The sequence below is a fragment of the Bordetella genomosp. 7 genome, assembly GCF_002261265.1.
Lineage (GTDB): Bacteria > Pseudomonadota > Gammaproteobacteria > Burkholderiales > Burkholderiaceae_B > Bordetella_A.
On sequence record NZ_NEVK01000006.1, the window covers coordinates 1 to 25,721 of the forward strand.

Sequence of the window (25,721 nt, forward strand, 5' to 3'; positions counted from 1 at the left end):
GCGTATGCATTGTAATTTTGCGTGTTTCAAAGACAAAACCCCAGCACGTTGTATGTGCTGGGGTTTTGAGGGATAAGAGCCTGACGATGACCTACTTTCACAGACGGGAAGTCCACTATCATCGGCGCGAAGGCGTTTCACTGTCCTGTTCGGGATGGGAAGGAGTGGGTCCACCTTGCTATGGTCGTCAAGCGTAAGCGCTAGGGTGCACGAGGTTTAGGGTCTCGGGCACCGCAATTGGGAAGAAGCACATCGAGCTGGGCGACAGGCGTTTCGGCCTGGCCAGCGATTGTGAAGGTATTTATTGATTGAACGGCACTTGTTCGCTATGTGTCATATCAGGTCTATAAAACCCGCAGAGTTATAGGATCAAGCCGCACGGGCAATTAGTATCGGTTAGCTCAACGCATTGCTGCGCTTCCACACCCGACCTATCAACGTTCTGGTCTCGAACGACCCTTCAGGGGGATCAAGTCCCCGGGATACCTAATCTTCAGACGAGTTTCCCGCTTAGATGCCTTCAGCGGTTATCTCTTCCGTACTTAGCTACCCGGCAATGCCATTGGCATGACAACCGGTACACCAGAGGTACGTCCACTCCGGTCCTCTCGTACTAGGAGCAGGCTCCGTCAAGTATCCAACGCCCACGGCAGATAGGGACCAAACTGTCTCACGACGTTTTAAACCCAGCTCACGTACCTCTTTAAATGGCGAACAGCCATACCCTTGGGACCGGCTACAGCCCCAGGATGAGATGAGCCGACATCGAGGTGCCAAACACCGCCGTCGATATGAACTCTTGGGCGGTATCAGCCTGTTATCCCCAGAGTACCTTTTATCCGTTGAGCGATGGCCCTTCCATTCAGAACCACCGGATCACTATGTCCTGCTTTCGCACCTGTTCGACTTGTCAGTCTCACAGTCAAGCACGCTTATGCCATTGCACTATCAGCACGATTTCCGACCGTACCTAGCGTACCTTCGAACTCCTCCGTTACGCTTTGGGAGGAGACCGCCCCAGTCAAACTGCCTACCATGCACTGTCCCCAATCCGGATAACGGACCAAGGTTAGAACCGCAAACAAACCAGGGTGGTATTTCAAGGACGGCTCCACCGAATCTGGCGACTCGGTTTCTGCGCCTCCCACCTATCCTACACAGGCCGGTTCACAGTCCAATGCAAAGCTACAGTAAAGGTTCATGGGGTCTTTCCGTCTAGCCGCGGGTAGATTGCATCATCACAAACATTTCAACTTCGCTGAGTCTCAGGAGGAGACAGTGTGGCCATCGTTACGCCATTCGTGCAGGTCGGAACTTACCCGACAAGGAATTTCGCTACCTTAGGACCGTTATAGTTACGGCCGCCGTTTACCGGGGCTTCGATCAAGAGCTTGCACCCCATCACTTAACCTTCCGGCACCGGGCAGGCGTCACACCCTATACGTCGACTTTCGTCTTGGCAGAGTGCTGTGTTTTTAATAAACAGTCGCAGCCACCGATTCTCTGCGGCCCCTTCAAGCTCTGCGCGCAAGCGCATCACCCTAACGGGGCATACCTTCTCCCGAAGTTACGGTATCAATTTGCCGAGTTCCTTCTCCTGAGTTCTCTCAAGCGCCTTGGAATATTCATCCCGTCCACCTGTGTCGGTTTGCGGTACGGTCTCGTACAGCTGAAGCTTAGAGGCTTTTCTTGGAACCACTTCCAATCACTTCGGTCCACTTGGGACCTCGTGCCACACCCTTGAATTACGCGCCCGGATTTGCCTAAGCGCCTTCTCCAATGCAGCAACAGGGACATCCAACACCCTGATGACATTCCGCGATCCGTCCCCCCATCGCACTGTACGACGGTGCGGGAATATTAACCCGCTTCCCATCAGCTACGCATCTCTGCCTCGCCTTAGGGGCCGACTCACCCTGCGCCGATGAACGTTGCGCAGGAAACCTTGGACTTACGGCGAGGGGGCTTTTCACCCCCTTTATCGCTACTCATGTCAGCATTCGCACTTCTGATACCTCCAGCAGCCTTTACAAGCCACCTTCGCAGGCTTACAGAACGCTCTCCTACCGCGTGCACTCTAAAGTGCACACCCGCAGCTTCGGTTTATCGCTTGAGCCCCGTTACATCTTCCGCGCAGGACGACTCGATCAGTGAGCTATTACGCTTTCTTTAAAGGATGGCTGCTTCTAAGCCAACCTCCTGACTGTCTATGCCTTCCCACTTCGTTTCCCACTTAGCGATAATTTGGGACCTTAGCTGGCGGTCTGGGTTGTTTCCCTCTTGAGTCCGGACGTTAGCACCCGGTGCTCTGTCTCCCAAGCTGGACTTGCGGGTATTCGGAGTTTGCCATGGTTTGGTAAGTCGCCATGACCCCCTAGCCATAACAGTGCTCTACCCCCCGCAGTCATACTTGAGGCACTACCTAAATAGTTTTCGGAGAGAACCAGCTATTTCCAGATTTGTTTAGCCTTTCACCCCTATCCACAGCTCATCCCCTAGTTTTTCAACACTAGTGGGTTCGGTCCTCCAGCACGTGTTACCGTGCCTTCAACCTGGCCATGGGTAGATCATCTGGTTTCGGGTCTACACCCAGCGACTGAATCGCCCTATTCGGACTCGCTTTCGCTACGCCTTCCCTATCCGGTTAAGCTCGCCACTGAATGTAAGTCGCTGACCCATTATACAAAAGGTACGCCGTCACCCCATAAAGAGGCTCCGACTGTTTGTATGCATACGGTTTCAGGATCTATTTCACTCCCCTTCCGGGGTTCTTTTCGCCTTTCCCTCACGGTACTGGTTCACTATCGGTCGATCACGAGTATTTAGCCTTGGAGGATGGTCCCCCCATCTTCAGACAGGATTTCACGTGTCCCGCCCTACTTCTCTTACGCCTAGTTCCACAAACCAGATTTCGTCTACAGGGCTATCACCTGCTACGGCCGGACTTTCCATTCCGTTCGACTACCTGATCTGCTAAATCGTAAAGGCTCTTCCGATTTCGCTCGCCACTACTCTCGGAATCTCGGTTGATGTCTTTTCCTCGAGCTACTGAGATGTTTCAGTTCACCCGGTTCGCCTCCACTGGCCTATGTATTCAGCCAGGGATACTGCATCGCTGCAGTGGGTTTCCCCATTCGGACATCTGCGGATCAAAGCTTGTTTGCCAGCTCCCCGCAGCTTTTCGCAGGCTACCACGTCCTTCTTCGCCTGTGATCGCCAAGGCATCCACCATATGCACTTAGTCGCTTGATCCTATAACACTACCGTCTTATAGGACGCTGATATGTTTCGCGTTTGTGCCGTTCATAAGTTTCAAAGCCGTTCTGGTCTTGCAACCAAAACCTTGAGAACTTGGAACAATCTAATGCAATCACAACCCGTGCACATGTTCATCAGCCTGGCGGCCAACTACTTCATGTGCACAATTTCGTTGTGCTTCTTCCTAATTGTTAAAGAACAATGTATAGCTTCATTGGGTAAAACCCAATGCATAAGACTGGCTACCAACCCTATGCACTGACTTCTACAAATCAATGGTGGAGGTGAACGGGATCGAACCGATGACATCCTGCTTGCAAAGCAGGCGCTCTCCCAGCTGAGCTACACCCCCAATCACACGAAACCGACCGCACCACGCGCCCTTGCACAAACCCACCATGCAAACACCCGTAACGCTGGCCAACCCCGGCAACCTGGTGGGTCTGGTTGGATTCGAACCAACGACCCCCGCCTTATCAAGACGGTGCTCTAACCGACTGAGCTACAGACCCAAAAACCTCTTCGGATCAGCAGTCAGGATTGCGGCACAGGGAGGTGTCCCCCTCTACCTACGCCCACAACCGATCCCAGCTACACATACAAACAACCGATAAGCGTGGACGCTCTGACAACACGGACTCACTCGCTCTTAAAGGAGGTGATCCAGCCGCACCTTCCGATACGGCTACCTTGTTACGACTTCACCCCAGTCATGAATCCTACCGTGGTAATCGCCCCCCTTGCGGTTAGGCTAACTACTTCTGGTAAAACCCACTCCCATGGTGTGACGGGCGGTGTGTACAAGACCCGGGAACGTATTCACCGCGACATGCTGATCCGCGATTACTAGCGATTCCGACTTCACGCAGTCGAGTTGCAGACTGCGATCCGGACTACGATCGGGTTTCTGGGATTGGCTCCCCCTTGCGGGTTGGCAGCCCTCTGTCCCGACCATTGTATGACGTGTGAAGCCCTACCCATAAGGGCCATGAGGACTTGACGTCATCCCCACCTTCCTCCGGTTTGTCACCGGCAGTCTCATTAGAGTGCCCTTTCGTAGCAACTAATGACAAGGGTTGCGCTCGTTGCGGGACTTAACCCAACATCTCACGACACGAGCTGACGACAGCCATGCAGCACCTGTGTTCCGGTTCTCTTGCGAGCACTGCCAAATCTCTTCGGCATTCCAGACATGTCAAGGGTAGGTAAGGTTTTTCGCGTTGCATCGAATTAATCCACATCATCCACCGCTTGTGCGGGTCCCCGTCAATTCCTTTGAGTTTTAATCTTGCGACCGTACTCCCCAGGCGGTCAACTTCACGCGTTAGCTGCGCTACCAAGGACCGAAGTCCCCAACAGCTAGTTGACATCGTTTAGGGCGTGGACTACCAGGGTATCTAATCCTGTTTGCTCCCCACGCTTTCGTGCATGAGCGTCAGTGTTATCCCAGGAGGCTGCCTTCGCCATCGGTGTTCCTCCGCATATCTACGCATTTCACTGCTACACGCGGAATTCCACCTCCCTCTGACACACTCTAGCCCGGTAGTTAAAAATGCAGTTCCAAGGTTAAGCCCTGGGATTTCACATCTTTCTTTCCGAACCGCCTGCGCACGCTTTACGCCCAGTAATTCCGATTAACGCTTGCACCCTACGTATTACCGCGGCTGCTGGCACGTAGTTAGCCGGTGCTTATTCTGCAGGTACCGTCAGTTGCTCCAGATATTAGCCAGAGCCGTTTCTTTCCTGCCAAAAGTGCTTTACAACCCGAAGGCCTTCATCGCACACGCGGGATGGCTGGATCAGGGTTGCCCCCATTGTCCAAAATTCCCCACTGCTGCCTCCCGTAGGAGTCTGGGCCGTGTCTCAGTCCCAGTGTGGCTGGTCGTCCTCTCAAACCAGCTACGGATCGTTGCCTTGGTAGGCCTTTACCCCACCAACTAGCTAATCCGATATCGGCCGCTCCAATAGTGCGAGGCCCGAAGGTCCCCCGCTTTCCCCCGTAGGGCGTATGCGGTATTAGCCACGCTTTCGCGTAGTTATCCCCCGCTACTGGGCACGTTCCGATACATTACTCACCCGTTCGCCACTCGCCGCCAGACCGAAGTCCGCGCTGCCGTTCGACTTGCATGTGTAAAGCATCCCGCTAGCGTTCAATCTGAGCCAGGATCAAACTCTTCAGTTCAATCTCTGTAGTTGTCGCACCGCTTGCCCCATGACAGGACTCGCAGCACTTCGCTCAAAGAAAATGAGGTTCCTTAAATGTGTTGGCCATGCACAAGGCACGGCCGCCTGACATTCTTGGTACTTCACTTCTGGTGAGCGCCTGATATATCTCTGTGGCTTAAAGAGCCCCAACCCGGCATGCCGCACCGAGCTTGCGCCCGATACCCACATACCCGATCAGAACCCCGTGGCCCGCATCATCAAGCGCCCACACTTATCGGTTGTTTCGTTGTTAAAGAACAGGTACTGCCACTGCGGTGCTGTTCGATCAGCACAGAAACGAGATTATGAAGCCTTTTTTGAAGGCTGTCAAATTGCCGTTTCTGCAAATTTGACCGGGCTTACCGCCGCCTTCCGGTGCTGCGTGTCGCGAACCCCGAAAGAACGAAACTATACACGAATTTTTTGGACCTTGCTGGCCCAGGGCAAACCGCTGCTTTGCGCGCACCGAGCGCCCGGCTGTGGGGCTTGCCTGGGCCGGGCCACCGTTTACTATGCGTGCTGGACCACGACGCTACCCTTGCCCATGAGTGAAGATATCCTGATCAATGTCACCCCCTTCGAAACGCGGGTCGCGCTGGTGGAGCAAGGCGCGGTTCAGGAGCTCCACGTCGAGCGCAGCATTCAACGAGGCCACGTCGGGAATATCTACCTTGGACGGGTGGTGCGCGTGCTGCCCGGAATGCAGAGCGCCTTTATCGACATAGGCCTGGAGCGCGCCGCTTTCATCCATATTGCCGACCTGCGCGAGAACCGCGGCGAGCGCTCCCAGGGGCTGACGCCCACGGCGATCGAGAAGCTGCTGTTCGAAGGCCAGACCTTGATGGTGCAGGTGATCAAGGACCCCCTGGGGACCAAGGGCGCGCGCCTGTCGACGCAGATCAGCATCGCCGGGCGCATGCTGGTTTACCTTCCGCATGACCCCCACATCGGCATTTCGCAGAAGATCGAGTCCGAATCCGAACGCGCGCAGTTGCGCGAGCGCCTGCAGGCGCTGATTCCCGAGGACGAGAAAGGCGGCCTGATTGTGCGCACGCAGGCCGAGGGCGCCACCGATGAAGAGCTGAGCGCAGACCTGGAATACCTGCGCAAACTATGGGGCCGCGTGCAGGCGGCCGCGCGCAGCCAGCCCGCCCCCGCGCTGCTGCACCAGGACCTGACCCTGGCGCAGCGCGTGCTGCGCGACATGGTGGGCGCACATACCGGCGTCATACAGGTCGATTCGCGTACCACCACTTCCGCCCTTATCGAATGGGCACGCGTGTATACGCCGTCGGTGGCCGACCGCATCCAGCATTACAGCGGCGAGCGTCCGCTGTTCGATACTGCCAACGTCGACGAAGAGATCGCGCGCGCGCTGTCCCGGCGCGTGGACCTGAAGTCGGGCGGATACCTGATCGTCGACCAGACCGAAGCGCTTACCACTGTAGACGTGAACACGGGCGGCTTCGTGGGCGGGCGAAACTTCGACGACACCATCTTCAAGACCAACCTGGAGGCGGCGCAGGCCATTGCCCGGCAATTGAGGCTTCGCAATCTGGGCGGCATCGTGATCCTGGACTTCATCGACATGGAGGACCCGGACCACCGTGAAACCGTGCTGGCCGAACTGAAAAAGGCCTTGTCGCGCGACCGCACCCGCATGACGGTCAACGGGTTTACCCAGTTGGGCCTGGTGGAAATGACCCGCAAGCGTACGCGGGACTCACTGGCACACCAGCTGTGCGAGCCCTGCCCCATGTGCGAGGCGCGCGGCACGGTGCGCACGGCCCGCACGGTCTGCTATGAGATTCTGCGCGAAATACTGCGCGAGGCGCGCCAGTTCAACCCGCGCGAGTTCCGTATCCTGGCCTCGCAAGGCGTGGTGGACTTGTTCCTGGAAGAAGAAAGCCAACATCTGGCGATGCTGGGAGATTTCATCGGCAAACCGGTGTCGCTGGAAGTGGAAACCGCGTACTCGCAGGAACAGTACGACATCATCCTGATTTGAGCGCGGCGCGAATGCCGGGGTAGTGCGCCCGTGCGCGCGGCCCAGGGGCCTACCGCAGGGCGGAACCGCCCTGTTGCTCCTGGCCCGCTCGACGCCACGCCGCGATCCGCCGGCCCAGCACAATGACCACCAGGGCGCCCGTCAGCTCGGCAGCCAGCTTCGCCACAGGCGTGGGAGAGCCCAGGCGTTCGACGACGTAGACGTCGCTAACGAGCATTCCGCCGGCGATCCACCCCAGCAAGCCGGCGCCCAGGGTCACCATGAGGGGAAAGCGGTCCATCAGCCTGAGCACCAGGGTGCTGCCCCAGACGATGATGGGCACGCTGACCAGCAGGCCGAATATCACATAGAACATCTGATGCCCGACATGGGCATTCTGGGCGGCGCCTGCGATCGCGATGACGTTATCCAGGCTCATGGCGAAGTCGGCCAGGATGATGGTTTTTACCGCCGCCATTACCGAGGCCGTGCTGGCTATGCCGTCATGCTGATCGGCGCCGGGCAGCATCAACTTGATGCCGATCCATAGCAAGAGCGCGCAGCCGATGATTTTCAGGAATGGCACATCCAGCAATACCAGCGCAAAGCTGATGAGGGCCACCCGCAAGACGATGGCGCCGGCGGTGCCCCACAGAATGCCGTGCATGCGCCTGGCGGGCGCCAGGCCGCGGCACGCCAGGGCGATGACGACTGCGTTGTCGCCACCCAGCAGGATATCGACAAGGATGATCTGGAAGACGACGCCCCAATGGAGCGTGGCGAACAACTCTGGCATCGGCGTGTCCGGTTAGCGCGGGGCTTGCAGCGCGGCCGACAGCAGAGTCGCGGGGAAGTCCTCAGGAATGGACCAACCAGACCATTCTATAAAAGCGGCCCGGCAGATGAGCCAATGCCGGCAATGCGAGCAGGGATAATGCCGGATCGGGGGCCGGCGTTATCAGTCGTCGCGAAACTGCATGTTGTACAGCGACGCGTACAGGCCGCCGGCCGCCAGGAGCTGCTCGTGCGGCCCCTGCTCGACGATCTTGCCCGCATCGAGGACGATGATGCGGTCGGCGTTCTGTACCGTGGACAAGCGATGCGCGATAACCAGGGTGGTGCGGCCGCGCATCAGGCGTTCGAGCGACGCCTGCACCTGCCGCTCGGACTCGTTGTCCAGCGCCGATGTGGCTTCGTCCAGGATAAGAATGGGCGCGTTCTTGATGAGCGCACGTGCAATGGCGAGCCGCTGCCGTTGGCCGCCCGACAGGCGGGCTGCGTTTTCGCCGACGAGCGTGTGCATGCCCTGCGGCAGGCTTTCGACGAAATCGAGCAGGTTGGCCGCGGCCAAGGCGTCGCGGATCTGCGCTTCGCTGGCCTGGCCAAGCGCGCCGTAGCCGACGTTTGCGGCGATGGTGTCGTCAAACAGCACGACATCCTGGCTGACCAGCGACAAGTGCGAGCGCAGGCTGCGCAAGGTGAGCTGATCGATGGGTACGTCGTCGACGAGAATGGTGCCCGCGTCGGGAACCACGAAGCGCGGCAGCATGTTTACCAGGGTGGTCTTGCCACTGCCGGATCGCCCTACCAGGGCGACCGTCTGGCCCGGCTCGACCTGGAAGGACACCTGGCTGACGGTGTCGCGATCCGCATCGGCGAAGCGTTGCGTGACGGCGCGGAACTCGATCTTGCCACGTACCGGCTCGGGAAGGGTGCGGGTACCGGCGTCGACTTCGGGTTCCTGGTCGACCAGCGTGAAGACGCTTTCGGCCGCGACCAGCATTTTCTGCATCTTGCCCGCAAGGTTGGTCAGGCGCTTGATGGGGTCGAAGATCTGGGCCAGCGCGGCCATGAACGAGGCAAAGCTGCCCACCGTGAGCGTGCCGCTGTTGGCCTGGCTGAGCGCGACCGCGATAATGGCCCCCACCGAGATCGAAATGCACACCTGGGTGAGCGGCGTCATGGCCGCGTCGGCCGTGGCGGTGCGCATGGCAAAGCGGCGCAGGCGGGCATTGACGAAGGCGAAACGTCCGCGTTCGGCATCGTACCCGTCGAACAGCTTGATGACCCGCTGGCCGTTGATGCCTTCGCTGGCCACCCGGGTAAGCTCGGCGTTCATGTTGACGGTTTCGCGGTTGATGCGCCGCAGGCGGCGGATGAATGCCCGTGCGATCAGGACCGACACCGGCAGCATGACAAGGATGATCACCGTCAGCTGCCACGACATGTACAACAACACGCCAAGCAGCGCGATGACGACCAGCGTTTCGCGGACCAGCACCGTGATGACGTCGGTGGCGTATCCGGTAACGTTACCGGCGTCGATCGTGAAGCGGTTGAGCAGCCGGCCCGTGTCCCCGCGCTTGAAATGGGCGTCGGGCAGGCCCAGCAGGCGGTCGAACATGTCGCGCCGTATGCCCAGCAGCACGTTGTTGGCCACCCAGGCCAGCAGATAATCGCTGAAGAAGTTGCACACCCCGCGCACGAAGATAAGGCCGATGACCGCCAGCGGCAATGCCCAGACATAATATGGCTTGGCGCCGGTAAAACCGTCGTCGAGCAGCGGTTTCATGATGACAGCCAAAGTGGGCTGGGTGGCGGCAGCGCCTGCCATGAGCAGGATGGCAAGCGCCAGACCCTTCCAGTACGAACCGACGCGGCTGTAGATGCGCTTCCAGAGTACGGCCTTGACCGGATCGGAGCCGGCGGGTGCGTGACGTGCAGCAGAATTCAAGGGGCGACTCGCTTTAATACAATTGTGCCCGGATTGTACCGTTCGACCGCCATACCACCGACTTTGCCCATGCCCGAAATCTCCTGCCTTTATGTAAGACTGCCCAATTGGGTGGGTGACGTGTGCATGAGCCTGCCCAGTCTGGCGCGGCTGCAGGAAACCGGATTGCCGCTGGTGCTCTGCGCGCGGCCCTGGGCTCGCGATCTGCTCGATGGCCTGAAGCGGCAGGACTTCATCGCCATGCAGGGGCGGCTGTGGGAAGACGCCGGCGCGGTGCGCCGACACCGCCGCAGCCTGGGAACCGGGGCACGCCCGCGCGGCCTGGCCCTGCCCGACTCGCTGTCCAGCGCAGCCGTGTTCCGGCTGGCCGGCGTGCCGGCCGCGGGATACCGCGACGATGGCCGCAGCCTGCTGTTACGCTGGCCCATTGCCAAGCCGGATGCCGGCCTGCACGCGGTGCAGTCCTGGCACTACCTGACCCGCGCCGCGCTGCAGCGCTGGGGCCTGCCGGCCGGCCCGGAACAACCCGATCCCGAACTGGGGCTGCCCTTGACCGCGGCGCACCGGCAGGCCGCCGACACACTGCTGCGCGACGCCCGGCTGGCCGACAACCCGTTCGTTCTGATCGCGCCTACGGCCACGGGCCTGCACAAAGGCAAGGTAAAGGTCTGGCCCGGATTCGACACCCTTACCCGGGCGTTGCAGGCGCGCGGCCATACGGTGGTCATGTGCCCGCCCCCGGCAGAGGTCGAAGAGGCCCGGCGCAATGCTCCCACCGCCCAACTGCTGCCGGCCGTGCCCCTGGGCGCCTTTGCCGCGCTGACCGCCCGCGCCGCCCTGGTCGTGTGCAATGATTCGGGGGTATCGCATGTGGCGGCCGCGGCCGGCGCCCGCCAATTGACGCTGTTTGGCGTCACCAACCCGGCACGCACCGGCCCCTGGACGCCGCGCGCCGTATGCATGGGGTCGGAACGGAACTGGCCCCACCCCGCCGAGGTCGAACGCGAAGCCTGCGCGTTGCTTGACCGGGCTTCGTGACCGCCTTACTGATTTGATGATGACAAACTACCTGGCCAACCTGATCATTCCCCAGAATCTGTGTGTGACGCTGGTCGTCCTGGGCCTGGTGCTGGGCCTGTTCCGGATGCGCCGCACCGGAGCCGCCCTGGCCGCGGCAGGACTGGCGTGGGTATTGGCCTGGTCGCTGCCGGCCACATCGCTGTGGCTGGGCGGATCGCTGGAATCGCGCTATCCGCACAGGCCGCCCCAGGAACTGCCTACCGCGGATGCCATCGTGGTGTTGGGCGGCAACACGGCCAACGGACGCGCCAACTGGTTCCTTCCCTACGACAAGGAAACCGCCGTGGTACGCGTGGACACGGCAATCGAGCTGTATAAGGCAGACCGCGCGCCGCGCGTGGTGCTGTCCGGCGGCGCACTGGAAGGCGACGTCAGCGAAGCGCGCGGCATGGCGTTCCTGATGAAGCAGCAAGGGGTGCCGGAAGAAGCCCTGCTTCTGGAGAACGCCAGCCGCACGACTTACGAAAACGCGATGTTGACCGAAGAGGAACTGAAGGAACACGGCTTCAACAACATCTTGCTGGTTACGTCGGCCCTGCACATGCCACGGGCCATGGCGGCGTTTTCCAAGCTGGGCGTATCGGCCATTCCCGCGTCGACCCCGCCGCAGATCGTGCTTCCGGCCGATGGGTCCGTACAACCCTGGATGCCGCACATGCGTACGCTGGAGGCCAGCCGCTCGATCATCAAGGAATACGCCGGCCTGCTGGTGTATTGGCTGAGAGGCTGGGTATGAGCGGCCAGGCAGCCCCGTTGGCGTGCCGGCCGGGCTGCGGCGCCTGCTGTATTGCGCCGTCGATTACCTCGCCCATTCCGGGCATGCCCGACGGCAAGCCAGCCGGCATGCCGTGCGTGCAACTGTTGCCTGACATGCGCTGCGCGCTGTTCGGGCAGCCCACGCGCCCCGCCTTCTGCGGCGGTCTGCAGCCGCAGGCCGAGATGTGCGGCGACACACGCGCAGACGCCATTGCGTGGCTGACCAGGCTGGAAGCCGTCACCGCCCCCGCGGGGTGAGCGGCGCGGCGGTACCCCGCATCAGGCCTCCAGCGCCTTGCGGTAGACGTCCAGCGTCGCCTCGGTGAAATCACGCATATTGAAGTCGTTCAGGGCCTTGGTCCGCGCCGCTGCTCCCATGACTGGCAGCTGTCCGGGGTCGTGCAGCATGCCCTGTAACACCGCCGCAATGGCGCGCACATCACGCACCGGCACGATCCAGCCATCGACCCCACGGGTGACGTTTTCGGGAAGGCCGCCGGCGTCGGAGACCAGCGCGGGCAGTCCCAGCGACATCAATTCGCGGCAGGCGTACGACAAGGCCTCGCGGTAAGAGAGCACGAATCCGGCATGGCAGCAGGCCAGAGCATCCCGCACATCGTCGAGCAGACCGGGAAATACCAGCAGGTCCTGCATGCCCGCCGCGCGCACGCGCGCCAGCTTGGCCTCGTTGGGCGGGTCGCCGGCCACGAGGATGCGTATGCGCCGGCGTTGTTCGTCCGGCAGGCTTGCGGCCGCCTCGACCAGATCGAGCCAGCCCTTGTCGTAGTCGGTACCGCCGGCGCTGCCCAATAGCAAGTGGCCTTGCCAACCCGGGCCGAAGTACCGGCCGCGCAACGCGTCCAAGGTTTGTTCGGACTGCGGCGCGAAGTAATCGGTATCGATGCCATGCCTGATCGTGTGGATGGGCAGGCGGCCATAGGGAGATTGGTCGAGCAGCCCATGCACGTAGTCGCTGACGGCGATCACGCGATCGGTGGCCAGGCGCGCACGCAGACGGTGCCCCAGGGTATCCAGCGGGTGGTCGTTGTGCTTGGTGAACACTACGCGCGGCCGCTCGCGCAACCCCGCCAAGGCCAGCATCACCTGCTTGTGGTCCGCAGACCCATTGACGTGGATGATGTCATAGGCATGCCGGCGAATCAGCCGGCGCAGCGCGGCCCTTTCCCCGAACCACGACGCAGGTCGCGTGGAAAAACGCATGTCCACCGTGCGCACTCCCGCAATAGCCCCTGCGTAGCGATACAGGCGGCTGGTTCCGGGTGTGGCCACGGTAACCTCATGGCCGCCTGCCAACGCCCGGGCCAGGCCGGTAATGTACGTGGCATGGCCTCCGCCATTGCGCGGGTGGAAGTTGGTGTAGAGGATTTTCACTTGCGCGCGTCGGACAGGAAACTGAGCTTGGCATAGCGGAAGAAGCTGCCGGCGGCCGCCGTCACGGCCAGCACAAGACCGTGGCGTCCGTCGAGAAATCCGCGCCGGATCAGGTAGATGCGCACGAAGGTCCAGAATCCGTGCCCAAGCGCACTGAATACCGTGGCACGCTTGCCGCGGGCGTGCATCATGGCGGCGGCGTCCGATGAATACCGGTTGACCTTGTTGATCAGCGCGTCGAGATCGGGATACGGGTAATGCAGGAAATGCCCCTGCAACTTCAACGCAGGCCGCTCGGGCACCACGCGTTCGTGCACCGCAGCGTCGGTGAACCGGGCCGTGCCGCGCTTGAACAGCCGCAACACGTAGTCGGGCCACCAGCCGCTGTGGCGGATAAGGCGACCACAAAAGTCGGACAGCCGGGCGATTTCATAGGCATCGGCCTGCGGCGCCGCGATCGCGGCCTGTATCTCGCGGGCCAGTTCCGGCGTGACGCGTTCGTCGGCATCGATAGACAATACCCAGTCGCCCGTTGCGAGATCCAGCGCGCGATTTTTCTGGGGGCCGAACCCCGGCCAATCGGGCGTGACATGCACGCGCGCGCCGAAGTCGCGGGCCAGCTCGACGGTGTTGTCGGTGCTGCCCGAGTCGACCACGATGAACTCGTCGGCAAACGCCACGGATTCGAGGCAGCCCAGGATGTGGGCGGCCTCGTTCTTGGTGATGATGATGACTGACAGCGTCATGGACGGTTCCTCATGCGCCGTTTCCAGGCTTTCCAGGCGTGGTAGCGAGGGCCCCACATCGGATGGCGCGACAGCCAGATGCGGCGGTTGAGCCATCCGCCCCCGAGGTTGCGCACGGCGAAACGATAGATATGCTCGGGATCGGCGCCGGGCACGTTCTGGCCCAGCGCGTCGGTGGTGTACAGGTGCCTGAAGCCCGCCTGGCGGGCAGCCTGCACATAGTCTGCGTCGAAATACCCCTGCGGCCAGCATAGATGATCGCTTGCCTGCCCCAGGCGCTGCGCCAGCGCGGCGCGCGAATCGGCGAGTTCACGCGCGATGTGCTCGCGCTTGGCCGCCACGTCGGGGCCGCACTGCTTGTCCCAACGCGTATGGGTGTGGGTGTGAGAATGGATTTCGAAGGTTCCGGCGGCCAGCATGGCCTGCGCCTCGCTCCAGCGCACGATGACTTCGTCGGCGCGGCCCTCGGCAATGAGCTGCTTGGTTGCGTGGTGATCGGGCGACGCGGGCAATGGGCCGGCCTGCCCCGCGTGCGGGCGCACCGGGCCGTCGCCCGCCCAGCCGGTGACGAGGAACAACACCGCCTTCATGCCATAACGCTGCAGCACCGGATGTGCGTACGTCCAGTTATTGAGATAGCCATCATCGAACGTGATGAGCACGGATTTTTCCGGCACGCGCCCGCCCGCCAGGAACTCTGCGAGCTGGGCGGTTCCGAGCGAGGTGTAGCCCGCGCGGGCCAGGCCTGCGATCTGCTGTTCGAAGACCTGGGGCGTGACGGCAATCATGCCGCCCGAGGGCGTGACGTGGTGGTACATGAGTACCGGGATATTCGGGGCGTTATTCATGATTGCCTTTCGGCCAGCCATTTACGGTAGACGGCCTCGGTATTCTGGGCCAGGCGCGCCGGCGAAAAAACCCCTTCTTCCCAGACCATGCGCCGCCCTGCCTCGCCCATCGTACGGCGCAATTGCGGATCGTCGACGAGACGCCGCAACGCGGCTTCGAGGGCATCCCGGTCTTTGACGGGCACCAGGATGCCGGTAATGCCGTCGCGCATCATTTCGGGCACACCGCCTACGTTAGTGCCGATGACGGGCAGCCCTGCGGCCTGCGCCTCGACGTATACGGTGCCCGAGGCCTCTTGCTGGGTAGCCAGGGCAAATATGTCGAAACCTGCCAGCAAGTTGGGAACGTCGCGCCGCGTGCCCATCAGATGGATGCGGTCCTGCAGGCCGAGTTCGTGCACATAGGCCTGGGTTTGCTCGAAAGTGGGCGAACCCGAGCCGACGAACACCGTGTGCAAGTTGCCGCGTTCGGCCATCAGCGGGCGGATGGCATCGATGAGATCTTTGTGGCCCTTGGCCGCCCGCATGACCGCAACGCATCCCACGACGATGTCGTCGGCGCCGAGGCCGAGTTCGCCGCGCAAGGTGGAATGCTCGACGGGCGGCGGCAGGACCACCGGCGAATACAGCGTGGCGGTGTGCTCGGCAGGCACGCCGCGGCTGATGAGATAGCGGCGCACGTAATCGCTGACGGTGGTCACGCGGTGCGGCAGCCACGTGTACGACAGCATCGAGCCCACTTTGCTTGCCAGGTGCCGCGTGCGCACGATCAGCGGGGCGCCGACGAGCCTGCCGGCCGTGCCGGCGATAAGGGTGTCGATGCGGCTGTGCGTATTGATGACGTCGTAGCGCCCGGCGCGCAGGATGCGCTGCATCGCCGCGACGCCCTTCAGGTAGTTGGCCAGCCCGCCCATGGGCAGGGTGTGCACTGTGAACCCGGCTTCGCGCAGGCGGGGCACCAGTTGCGCGTGAGGCTGGCACACGGCCTCGAGATGATGCCCGCGCGCGCGCATGGCGTGCATCTCTTTGAAGATGCGATGTTCCTGCCCGCCGAATGCGACGGCGGCCTCGGTATGGAGAATGCGCAAAGGCTGCATCAGTAAGTGACCTCGACGCCATCGGGTTTGACCCAGGCGGACAGATTTTCGAGCAGCGCATCGGCCATGCGCACGCGCCATTCTTCGCCCAGGCGGACCGTGCATTGGAAATTATCGCGCTGGTAGACGATGTCGACGGGCACGCCGGGAACGCCATTTTCCGGTTCGGCGCGGAACGGGTTGAGCAACTGCCGCAGCTTGCCGGCGTCGGCCTGGCCGTTGAGCCTGACGCGCAGCGACTTGGCTCGCGCCTCGCGCGCCAGCTGCAGGTCGTACAACTGCTCTGCGACGATGCGCATGCCGCCAGAGTATTCGTCGTTGCTGACCTTGCCCTGCACAATGATCAATTGGTCTTCGCGCAGGCGAGAGCGATGCTTTTCGTACAACTCGTTGAAGACGGAGATCTCGAGCTGGGCGGTGCCGTCATCGAGCACAGCGAAAACCATTTTGCCGCGCCTGGTCATCATGGTGCGCACGCCGGCCAGCACGCCGCACATCCACTGCAGGTCGCGCTGCGGTTCAATGCGCGCGAGCTGAGTGGGAACGATGCGCCGGACTTCATCTCGCCAGTGGTCGAACAAATGCCCGCTGAAATAGAATCCCAGCGCCGTCTTTTCTTCGGTGAGCTTGGCGTGCAGGTTCCAGGGGGCCACTTTGCTGAGTTCGCCGGCCACCACGTCGCCGCTGTCGTCGCCGAACAAGGACACCTGGTTGGCGCTGCGTGCGGCCTGCTCCGCCGCTTCCATCGCCGTGCCCACCGAAGCCAGCATGGCCGCGCGGTTGGGCTCGATGCTGTCGAACGCGCCCGCCTTGATCAGGGCCTCGATCGTACGGCGGTTCACTGCATGCTTGTTGACCCTGCGGCAGAAGTCGAACAGGTTGGCAAACGGGCCGCCCGCTTCGCGGGCACGCAGTATTTCTTCGACGGCGCCCTGCCCTGTGCCCTTGACCGCACCCAGGCCATAGCGCATGGTGCGCGGCGGCTTGCCTTGTCGGGTGTATTCGTCGGCCACCGGCTCGAAGCGGTACCCCGACGTATTGACGTCCGGGGGCAGCACCACCACGCCGTTGTCCTGCGCGTCGCGGCAGAACACCTGGACCTTGTCGGTGTCGTCCATATCGGACGAGATCGTGGCGGCGAGGAACTCGGCGGGATGGTACGCCTTCAGCCAGGCGGTCTGGTATGCGATGAGCGCGTATGCTGCCGAGTGCGATTTGTTAAAGCCGTAGCCCGCGAATTTCTCCATCAGGTCAAAGAGCTTGACCGCCAGATCCGGATCATGGCCCTTTTCTTTGGCGCCCTGCTGAAAGAGCTCGCGATGCTTGGCCATTTCTTCGGGCTTTTTCTTGCCCATGGCACGACGCAGCAGGTCGGCGCCGCCCAGCGAATAGCCGCCGATGATCTGCGAGATCAACATCACCTGCTCTTGGTACACGATGACCCCGTACGTGCTCTTGAGGGTCGGCTCCAGGTCGGGATGGAAGTAATCGACGGCGGCGCGGCCATGCTTGCGATTGACGAAGTCGTCGACCATGCCGGACTCGAGCGGGCCGGGACGGTACAGCGCCAGCATGGCGATGATGTCTTCGAAAGTGTTGGGGCGCAGTTTCTTGAGCAGTTCTTTCATGCCGCGCGATTCGAGCTGGAACACCGCGGTGGTGTTCGCATCGCACAGCACCTTGTAGGCTGCCGGGTCATCCAGCGACAGCGCCATGATGTCGAAATCGCGCTTGCTTTCGTTGAACTGGCGCACGTAGCGCACGGCCCAGTCAAGAATCGTAAGGTTGCGCAGCCCCAGGAAGTCGAACTTGACCAGGCCCGCCGCTTCGACGTCGTCTTTATCGAACTGGGAGACCGCGCTGTTTTCCTGCCCCGGCTGGCAGTACAGCGGGCAGAAATCCGTCAGCTTGCCCGGCGCGATCAGCACTCCGCCCGCGTGCATGCCGATATTGCGGGTCAGGCCTTCGAGGGGGCGCGCCAGGTCGACCAGGGCGCGGACCTCTTCTTCTTGATCGTAGCGCTCTTTGAATGCGGGCTCGTCTTTGAGCGTGCGGTCGAGCGACCAGGGATCGGCCGGGTTGAACGGGATCAGCTTGGACAGGCCGTCGCAGAACAGATACGGCATGTCGAGCACACGCCCCGCGTCGCGCACCACCGCCTTGGCGCCCAGGGTGCCGAACGTGGCGATCTGGCTGACGGCCTCGCGGCCGTATTTCATCTTGACGTAGTCGATGACCCGCTCGCGGTTGTCCTGGCAGAAGTCAATATCGAAGTCGGGCATCGACACCCGTTCGGGGTTCAGGAATCGCTCGAACAGCAAGTCATAGCGGATGGGGTCCAGATCCGTGATCCCCAGCGCATAGGCCACGAGCGAACCCGCGCCGGAACCGCGGCCCGGACCGACGGGAACGCCGTTCTGCTTTCCCCAGTTGATGAAGTCCTGAACGATCAGGAAGTAGCCCGGAAAACCCATCTGGATGATGGTTTTGCATTCCCAGCGCAGGCGTTCGTAGTACTGGGCACGCTTGGCGTCGCGCTCGGCATCGTCCGGAAAGAGGAAGCTCAGCCGCTTTTCGAGCCCCTGTTCAGAAAGCTGCACGAGATAGTCGTCCAGCGAAACGCCGTCGGGCGTCGGGAAGTTGGGCAGGCGGGGCTTGCCCAGCACCAAGGTCAGGTTGCAGCGCTTGGCGATCTCGACCGTATTGGCCAGGGCCGAAGGCACGTCGGCAAAGCGGCGCGCCATTTCTTCGGAGCTGAGCAGGTACTGCTCTTTCGTGAAACGGCGCACCCGTCGAGGATCGGCAAGGATCTCGCCCTGGGCGATACACACTCGCGCCTCGTGCGCCTGGAATTCGGATTCGTCGAGGAACTGCACCGGATGCGTGGCCACCACCGGCAGCCGGGCCTCGGCGGCCAGGCGCATGGCGGCCTGGGTGTAGGCCTCGTCGCCATCGGCGCCGGTGCGCTGCAACTCGATATAGAACGCGCCCGGAAACAACTGGCCCCATTGCCGGGCAAGCGACAGCGCAGTGACCGCATTGCCGGCCTCAAGCGCATGGCCGATATCGCCGGCGCGGCCGCCCGAAAGCGCGATAAGCCCCTGCTGCCCCTGCAGCCATTCACGGCGGATCTCGGGGCGGCCCCTGCCCTGGTTTTCCAGGAACGAGCGCGTCAGCAATTCGCACAGGCTCAGGTAGCCCGCGTGGTTGCGCACCAGCAACAGCAGGCGATAGGGCTTGTCGGGATCGTCGTCATTGGTGAGCCAGACATCGCAGCCGGCGATGGGCTTGATGCCCGCCCCCCGCGCGCCCTTGTAGAACTTGATCAGGCCAAACAGATTGGACAGGTCGGTCAGCGCGACCGCAGGCTGGCCCAGCTTGGCCACGCGCTTGATCAGGTCGGGAATGCGGACAATGCCGTCCACCACCGAAAATTCGGAATGGACGCGCAGGTGGACAAAGGCAGGCGAGGAAGTGACGGCTTCGGACATGGCCGGAATTGTACCCAGTCGGCCGGCCCGGCAACGCAGTTATTGCCCGGCTTGCGCCAGGGTCGCCCAGCTATGTAACAATATGGTTTTACCCAGAATCCGCCTTGCAGCGGAAGCATGCGTATCCATGAAATGGCTCATTGCGGGCATATGGCTGGCCTCCATATTGTTTGCCCACTTCCGAGGCCGTGTGCGACTGCGGCTGACACGCCAGCTGCTGGACCAGTCTGTACTGCTGGCGCCGGTCAACGCGTTCATGGTGCTGTGCTCGCGGGTACCCACCACGCCGTACCTGCCCACCCGCGAGATTCCCGAGCTGCAGGTGCTGGACGACAACTGGGAAGTCATACGCGAAGAAGCCCTGAAAATGGCCGAGCTGCGGCGCATCAAGGCCGCCGAGCGCCATGACGACATCGGGTTCAATTCGTTTTTCAAGTATGGCTGGAAGCGCTTTTACCTGAAATGGTATGACGCCCGCCACCCGTCGGCCGAAGAGTTGTGCCCGCGCACGGTGGCCATACTGAAAGGGCTGCCCAAGGTAAAGGCCGCCATGTTCGCCGAGCTGCCGCCCGGCGGCAAGCTCAACCGCCACCGCGACCCGTTCGCCGGCTCGCTGCGGTATCACCTGGGGTTGGTCACGCCCAACGATGACGCCTGCCACATCATCGTCGATGGCGAAACCTATAGCTGGCGCGACGGCGAAAGCGTGGTGTTCGACGAGACCTACGTGCACGAGGCGCACAACAAGACCGAGGCCAATCGCATCATCCTGTTTTGCGACGTCGAACGCCCGCTGAAGTGGGGCTGGGCCGAGTCCTTCAACCGCTGGTTCGGCCGCGTGGTGATGTCGGCGGCCAGTTCGCCCAACGACAGCGGCGACCAGACCGGCGCGATCAACAAGCTGACCCATGCGCATTGGGTCATCGACCAGAAGCGCAAGCAGTTCAAGGCCTGGAACCGTACGGCGTACAAGGCTACCAAGTGGGGCTTGATCGTGCTGGCGGTGGTGGCGTTTCTGGCGTGGTAGGCATAGGCCCTGCCGCCTAATGCGAGGTATCGGGCACCTTCGGAGCCTGACACCGGGTTCCATCACGCGATAGTCGCACCGCCGCGCGGGCGCCGGCGGCGCCTCAGCATTCCACAATGTTCACGGCCAGGCCACCACGGGCGGTCTCTTTATATTTGGTTTTCATGTCGGCGCCCGTCTCGCGCATGGTCTTGATGACCGAATCCAGCGACACATAATGGTGGCCGTCTCCGCGCAAGGCCATGCGTGCGGCGTTGACCGCCTTGACCGAGGCCATTGCATTGCGCTCGATACACGGAATCTGCACCAGGCCGCCCACCGGGTCGCACGTCAGGCCCAGATTGTGTTCCATGCCGATTTCCGCGGCGTTTTCGACCTGCTCTACCGTACCGCCCAGCACGGCCGCCAGCGCGCCGGCCGCCATGGAACAGGCGACGCCCACCTCGCCCTGGCAACCCACCTCGGCCCCGGATAATGAGGCGTTGTACTTGTAGAGCAGCCCGATCGCGGCGGCGGTAAGCAGAAAGTCGCGCACCCCGGCGCAGCTGGCGCCCGGCACAAAGCGGTCGTAATAATGCAGCACCGCCGGAATGATGCCCGCCGCCCCATTGGTGGGCGCTGTCACCACCCGCCCGCCGGCGGCGTTTTCTTCATTGACCGCCATGGCGTACAGGTTGACCCAATCCATCACAGACAGCGGATCGGAAAGCGTGCGCTCGGCACGCACTGTCAGGCTTCGGTAGAGTTCGGGCGCGCGCCGGCGCACCTTCAGCGGACCGGGCAGTTCCCCATCGGCCTGCGGGTGGTCAATGCCGCACCCCCGGCTGACGCAGTCCTGCATCACCTGCCAGATGCGGTCGAGCTCGGCCTCGACCTGCTCCTGCGCGCGCCAGGTGAGTTCGTTGCGCATCATGAGCTGCGCCACCGTCAGGCCGTTTTCACGGCACATCGACAGCAGGTCGCGGCCGGTACGAAAGGCAAAGGGCAACTGGTCGTGCGCGGCAATAACCTGCGAGTTGGGCGCGCCGGCCGTGACGACGAACCCGCCGCCCACCGACAGATACCGGGACTCGCGCAGGACATCGCCGTTGCTGTCGCAGGCGTGGAATTTCATGCCGTTGGGGTGCTCTGCCAGCGCGATGCGGCGGTAGAACAGGATGTGTTCCCTTTCGATGAAGGGCACATCGAAGTGCCCCAGCAACGGCAAGACTTTGCGGGCGCGAACCTGGTCCAGCAGGCCGGCAATGGCTGCCGGATCGACGGTGTCGGGCGCGTGGCCCATGAGGCCCAGCATCACGCCCTTGTCGGTGCCGTGCCCCTTGCCGGTGGCCCCCAGGGAACCGTAGAGCTCGACGCGCAGGCTGGCAACCTGCGGCAGGAGCCCGTCGCGCTGCAACCCTTGCGCAAACAGCAATGCCGCGCGCATGGGGCCAACCGTATGCGAGCTGGATGGCCCGATACCAATCTTGAACAGGTCAAAGGCAGATACCGCCACTGCAGACTCCCGGCAAAGACAACGGCAGCAAGCTTAACGGACGGCCGCAAACGCGTTGCGGGAGCGGATTTCGCACCGGAGCGCGGCCATGCGATGATTGCCGTCTGACATGTCATTTTACTGATGCCGGCAAGGCCGGCGAATCTGGAGCGGCCAACGATAAATGTCTGGGATTCTGCCTTTGCTGGATTTCGCAGGGTATGTCGCCCTGCTGCTGTGGGGTGTGCACATGGTGCAGACCGGTGTACAACGCGCCTACGGCGCGGCGCTGGGCGCCGCTTTGGGGCGCGCCCTGGGCACGCGCCTGCGCGCGTTCGGAACCGGCCTGGGCATTACCGCCGCGCTGCAGAGCAGCACGGCCACCGGGCTGATGATCACCGGCTTTGCCGCGGGGGGGCTCGTGGGGCTGGGGCCGGCGCTGGCGGCGATGCTGGGAGCCAATGTGGGCACCACCCTCATCGTGCAGGTGCTGTCGTTCGACCTGACCTCGCTGGCGCCGGCGCTGATCCTGGCCGGCGTATGGATGTTTCGCCGCTATCCGCCCGGACGCACCCGCGACCTGGGCCGGGTGTTCATCGGCCTGGGCCTGCTGCTGCTTGCCCTGCATCAGCTGGTGTCGCTGTTCGCCCCCCTGCAAAACGCCCCGCTGCTGGCGCTTATCCTAGACGCGCTGGCCACGCAGCCGGTGGCTGCCGTACTGCTGGCCGCGGCCCTGACCTGGGCTGCACACTCGAGCGTGGCCGTGGTCGTGCTGGTCATGTCGCTTGCCGACCATCACCTGGTGGCGCCCGAACTGGCTATCGCCCTGGTGCTGGGCGCCAACCTGGGCACGGCCGTCAACCCCATGATCGAAGGCGTCAGCGGCGACGATCCGGCCGCCCGCCGGCTGCCGCTGGGCAACTTGCTGACCCGCGTGGCCGGCGTGCTTGCCGGCCTGATATTGCTGCCCTGGCTGCCAGGCTGGATAGCCATGCTGGGTGGAGACAGCGCGCGCGAAGTGGCGAACTTCCACACGGTGTTCAATACCGCCGTGGCCCTGGTCTTTCTGCCCTTGCTGGGCCCGTATGCGGCGCTGCTGATCCGCTGGCTGCCCAAGCGCACCGATCCCAACGACCCGGCGCGACCGCAATACCTGGACGAGGCGGCGCACGACGTGCCGGCGGTGGCGCTGGGCAACGCAGCGCGCGAGGCGCTGCGCATGGCCGACATGCTGCAGACCTTGCTGATGTATGCGCGGGCGGGCTTCAAGCGCGACAACCGCCACCGCATGGTGCAGGCGCGCCAGCTCGATAATGCGCTCGACAAGATCGAGACGGCCATCATCACTTATCTGGCTCTGCTCGACCGCGAGAACATGACCGGCGACGATGTGAAGCGGCTCGACGACATCCTGGCCTTTGCCAGCAATATCGGCCACGCCGGCGACATCGCATACCATGGCCTGCTGAATCACGTGGGCCGCCTGCGCAAGCACGGCTGGGCGCTGCTGCCCGAGCAGCGCCAGCGGCTGGACGAAACGCTGGGTCGCCTGATCGCGAACCAGCGTCAGGCGGCGGCCCTGTTTGTCAACGACGACGTGCGACAGGCCCGGGAGCTGGCGCGCGAGAAGGCGCGCTTCCGTGAGCTGGAGACGCGCGAGGCCGAGCTGCACCTGCAGAAAATCAAGTCCGGCGAAGTGGATGCAGCCGAGGTCGGCGCCTTGTACATGGATATCGTGCGGGACATGAAAGGCATCAACTCGCACGTCGTGGGCGCGTCGGCGTATCCGCTGCTGGCGCGCCGCGGCGAACTTCTTCCGAGCCGCCTGCGCCCAACGGAAGACTGAGCCTGCCGCGACAGCCCGGGCGCCGCGGCAGGCCGTCCGGTCAGGCCAGGTGGCGCTGGAACCAATCCAACATCCGCTGCCAGCCGTCGCGAGCGTCGGCGGCGCGGTACATCGGCCGGTAATCGGCCAGGAAACCGTGGCCGGCGTCGGGATACACCACCACTTCTGAAGCGCGCGCGGCGGCATTGCCCTGCGCCAACGTTGCCTTCAGCGCATCGACGTCTTCCAGCGGAATGCTGGCATCCTTGCCGCCGTAAAGGCCCAGCACGGGGCCTTGCAGGTCGGCCGCCACGTCGAGCACGACCTGCTTGATCAGCGGGCCGTGGCCGGTGCTGAGCTTGCCATACCACGCCACGCCAGCCTTGATGGCGGGGTTGCGGGCGGCATACATCCAGGTAAGGCGCCCGCCCCAGCAGAAACCGGTGATGCCCGCGCGCCGGGTATCGCCGCCATTTTGCTCGGCCCATGCCAGGCTGGCATCGAGGTCGGCGTAGACCTGTTCGTCGGGAACCTTGGCGACAATTTCCTGGATCAGCTTGGGCACGTCGGTATAGGCCGCCGCATCGCCCTGGCGCTGGTACAGCTCGGGAGCCACGGCCAGGTAGCCGGCCTTGGCCAGACGCCTGCAGATATCCTTGATGTGCTCGTGCACGCCGAATATTTCCTGCACCACCAGCACCACGGGCAGGCCAGTGCGGCCCTGCGGCGCCGCGTAATAGGCGGAAATCGAGCCGTCGTGCACGGGCAGGTCGAATACACCGTGCGCGAGGCCGTCGGCGTCAGTATGGATGGTGGTATCTGCAGGATTGCCGGCAGCGGGGGCAAAGCTCATGTGGGACTCCTGTACTGGCGGGCCCCGAAACGGGCCCTAGTGCTCGTGGGTGGCCTGATGGCCGGCGGGCCGCGCCGTTTCGTGCGTGTGGCCATGCGCCGCGCCGTGGGCATGCTCGTGCCCGTGCGCCGGCCCATGATGCAGCAACGACGTGACGCCATAGATGACGATAACGCCTGCGCTCACCAGCAGCAACTGCGGTACCGCTTCGCGCAGCGAGCCGCGCTCATGCATCTGCGGGATCAGGTCGGCCACCGAAATATATAGAAAGCTGCTGGCGGCGACGACCAGCACGTATGGCACCCACTGCTGCGCGTCCTGCAAGGCGAAAAAACCGATCACCCCGCCCAGCGCGGTGCACAGGCCGGAACACAGAATCAGCACAAAGGCCCGCCGGCGCGCCAGGCCCGCGTTGATCAGCACGACGAAGTCACCGAGCTTGTGCGGCACCTCGTGCACGATGATGGACGCCGCGGTCAGCACGCCCAGCACGGGATCGGCCAGAAAGGCGGCTGCCACCAGCACACCGTCGCACAGGTTGTGCAATGAACTGCCCACCAGGATGAGCACGCCGCCGCGCCCGGCCTCGTGGCGGTCGTGCCCCTTGTGGTGATGATGGCCGTCGCCCTCGTGGTGATGGCTGTGGCGCAGCAGGGCAATTTTCTCGAGCACGAAAAAACCGAGCAGGCCGGCCAGCATCAGGGCGAACAAGGTATGGGCGTCGGCGGTGGCGCTTTCGAAGGCCTCGGGCAGCAGATGCAGCAAGGCCACCGACAACAGCACGCCTACCGACAGGCTAACCATGTGGTGCAGATACTTGCTGAAAACGCGATAGGCGAGCCAGCTGGCGGCCGCTACGGCAAGAAGGCCGCCGGACATGGTGGCCAGCAAGATCCAGAAGAGCAGCATGGGTGACTTAGCGGAGGGTAGAAGAAGATATATTATATC

The 25,721-nt window shown here is 62.7% G+C and carries 16 protein-coding genes, 2 tRNA genes and 3 rRNA genes; 6 read left to right on the forward strand and 15 right to left on the reverse strand.

Annotated features, from left to right (window positions below; translation table 11 throughout):
- Positions 1 to 78: 78 nt before the first annotated feature.
- The 5 genes from rrf to CAL19_RS10930 all read right to left on the reverse strand — a co-directional run bounded on the left by rrf (position 79) and on the right by CAL19_RS10930 (position 5,440).
- Positions 79 to 192 (reverse strand): 5S ribosomal RNA (gene rrf / locus CAL19_RS10910).
- 173 nt (positions 193 to 365) lie between these two features.
- A 23S ribosomal RNA gene (locus CAL19_RS10915) occupies positions 366 to 3,252 on the reverse strand.
- A 282-nt stretch (positions 3,253 to 3,534) separates the two neighbouring features.
- Positions 3,535 to 3,610 (reverse strand) — tRNA-Ala (locus tag CAL19_RS10920).
- A gap of 83 nt (positions 3,611 to 3,693) precedes the next feature.
- Positions 3,694 to 3,770, reverse strand: a tRNA-Ile gene (locus CAL19_RS10925).
- 139 nt (positions 3,771 to 3,909) lie between these two features.
- Positions 3,910 to 5,440 (reverse strand): 16S ribosomal RNA (locus tag CAL19_RS10930).
- Together the 16S, 23S and 5S rRNA genes with 2 tRNA genes alongside form the textbook arrangement of a ribosomal RNA operon.
- A 567-nt stretch (positions 5,441 to 6,007) precedes the next feature.
- Between CAL19_RS10930 and rng the strand changes: the two genes are divergently transcribed.
- Entirely contained in the window at positions 6,008 to 7,471 is a 1,464-nt protein-coding gene (gene rng, locus CAL19_RS10935) for a ribonuclease G (protein ID WP_026638731.1), read from the forward strand.
- Positions 7,472 to 7,520: 49 nt separating this feature from the next.
- On the opposite strand, the gene CAL19_RS10940 is transcribed toward rng, so the two are convergent.
- Together CAL19_RS10940 and msbA are read right to left on the reverse strand one after the other, a co-directional pair.
- Complete coding sequence (locus tag CAL19_RS10940; RefSeq protein ID WP_026638732.1) at positions 7,521 to 8,246, reverse strand: TerC family protein; 726 nt, start codon at positions 8,244 to 8,246, stop codon at positions 7,521 to 7,523.
- 162 nt (positions 8,247 to 8,408) lie between these two features.
- Positions 8,409 to 10,184 carry a lipid A export permease/ATP-binding protein MsbA gene (gene msbA, locus CAL19_RS10945; protein ID WP_094796781.1) on the reverse strand — a complete coding sequence of 592 codons (1,776 nt, stop codon included), beginning with the start codon at positions 10,182 to 10,184 and terminating at the stop codon, positions 8,409 to 8,411.
- Positions 10,185 to 10,253: 69 nt separating this feature from the next.
- On the opposite strand from msbA, the gene CAL19_RS10950 reads away from it, so the two are divergent.
- Genes CAL19_RS10950 through CAL19_RS10960 form a run of 3 tightly spaced genes read left to right on the forward strand, consistent with a single transcriptional unit; the run spans position 10,254 to position 12,278 of the window.
- Entirely contained in the window at positions 10,254 to 11,222 is a 969-nt protein-coding gene (locus CAL19_RS10950; RefSeq protein WP_094796782.1) for a glycosyltransferase family 9 protein, read from the forward strand.
- A gap of 19 nt (positions 11,223 to 11,241) precedes the next feature.
- Positions 11,242 to 12,000 carry a YdcF family protein gene (locus CAL19_RS10955; RefSeq protein WP_419670175.1) on the forward strand — a complete coding sequence of 253 codons (759 nt, stop codon included), beginning with the start codon at positions 11,242 to 11,244 and terminating at the stop codon, positions 11,998 to 12,000.
- Positions 11,997 to 12,278 (forward strand): YkgJ family cysteine cluster protein, encoded by a 282-nt coding sequence (locus tag CAL19_RS10960; RefSeq protein WP_038852064.1) that lies wholly within the window; start codon positions 11,997 to 11,999, stop codon positions 12,276 to 12,278. The genes CAL19_RS10955 and CAL19_RS10960 overlap by 4 nt, the downstream gene beginning before the upstream one ends.
- A 21-nt stretch (positions 12,279 to 12,299) precedes the next feature.
- Here CAL19_RS10960 and CAL19_RS10965 read toward each other — a convergent pair whose 3' ends face one another.
- The 5 genes from CAL19_RS10965 to dnaE are packed head-to-tail and all read right to left on the reverse strand — an operon-like array spanning position 12,300 to position 19,594.
- Positions 12,300 to 13,412, reverse strand: coding sequence for a glycosyltransferase (locus CAL19_RS10965; RefSeq protein WP_094796783.1), 1,113 nt, complete (start codon positions 13,410 to 13,412; stop codon positions 12,300 to 12,302).
- A complete protein-coding gene (locus tag CAL19_RS10970; RefSeq protein WP_094796784.1) occupies positions 13,409 to 14,158 on the reverse strand; it encodes a glycosyltransferase family 2 protein in 750 nt (249 codons plus the stop codon). The genes CAL19_RS10965 and CAL19_RS10970 overlap by 4 nt, the downstream gene beginning before the upstream one ends.
- Entirely contained in the window at positions 14,155 to 15,006 is an 852-nt protein-coding gene (locus tag CAL19_RS10975) for a polysaccharide deacetylase family protein (RefSeq protein ID WP_094796785.1), read from the reverse strand. Before CAL19_RS10975 ends, CAL19_RS10970 begins: the two co-directional genes overlap by 4 nt.
- Positions 15,003 to 16,103, reverse strand: a complete 1,101-nt coding sequence (locus tag CAL19_RS10980) for a glycosyltransferase family 4 protein (protein WP_094796786.1) — start codon at positions 16,101 to 16,103, stop codon at positions 15,003 to 15,005. Before CAL19_RS10980 ends, CAL19_RS10975 begins: the two co-directional genes overlap by 4 nt.
- Positions 16,103 to 19,594, reverse strand: a complete 3,492-nt coding sequence (gene dnaE / locus CAL19_RS10985) for a DNA polymerase III subunit alpha (RefSeq protein WP_026638740.1) — start codon at positions 19,592 to 19,594, stop codon at positions 16,103 to 16,105. The genes CAL19_RS10980 and dnaE overlap by 1 nt, the downstream gene beginning before the upstream one ends.
- Before the next feature lie 127 nt (positions 19,595 to 19,721).
- On the opposite strand from dnaE, the gene lpxO reads away from it, so the two are divergent.
- Positions 19,722 to 20,621 carry a lipid A hydroxylase LpxO gene (gene lpxO / locus CAL19_RS10990; RefSeq protein WP_026638741.1) on the forward strand — a complete coding sequence of 300 codons (900 nt, stop codon included), beginning with the start codon at positions 19,722 to 19,724 and terminating at the stop codon, positions 20,619 to 20,621.
- Positions 20,622 to 20,724: 103 nt separating this feature from the next.
- On the opposite strand, the gene CAL19_RS10995 is transcribed toward lpxO, so the two are convergent.
- Positions 20,725 to 22,116: an L-serine ammonia-lyase gene (locus CAL19_RS10995; RefSeq protein WP_026638742.1), complete on the reverse strand. Its 1,392-nt coding sequence runs from the start codon at positions 22,114 to 22,116 to the stop codon at positions 20,725 to 20,727.
- A gap of 163 nt (positions 22,117 to 22,279) precedes the next feature.
- On the opposite strand from CAL19_RS10995, the gene CAL19_RS11000 reads away from it, so the two are divergent.
- Positions 22,280 to 23,941 (forward strand): Na/Pi cotransporter family protein, encoded by a 1,662-nt coding sequence (locus tag CAL19_RS11000; RefSeq protein WP_094796787.1) that lies wholly within the window; start codon positions 22,280 to 22,282, stop codon positions 23,939 to 23,941.
- Positions 23,942 to 23,981: 40 nt separating this feature from the next.
- Here CAL19_RS11000 and CAL19_RS11005 read toward each other — a convergent pair whose 3' ends face one another.
- Entirely contained in the window at positions 23,982 to 24,773 is a 792-nt protein-coding gene (locus CAL19_RS11005) for a dienelactone hydrolase family protein (RefSeq protein ID WP_026638744.1), read from the reverse strand.
- Positions 24,774 to 24,809: 36 nt separating this feature from the next.
- Positions 24,810 to 25,682 (reverse strand): ZIP family metal transporter, encoded by an 873-nt coding sequence (locus CAL19_RS11010; RefSeq protein WP_094796788.1) that lies wholly within the window; start codon positions 25,680 to 25,682, stop codon positions 24,810 to 24,812.
- Between the last annotated feature and the right edge of the window lie 39 nt (positions 25,683 to 25,721).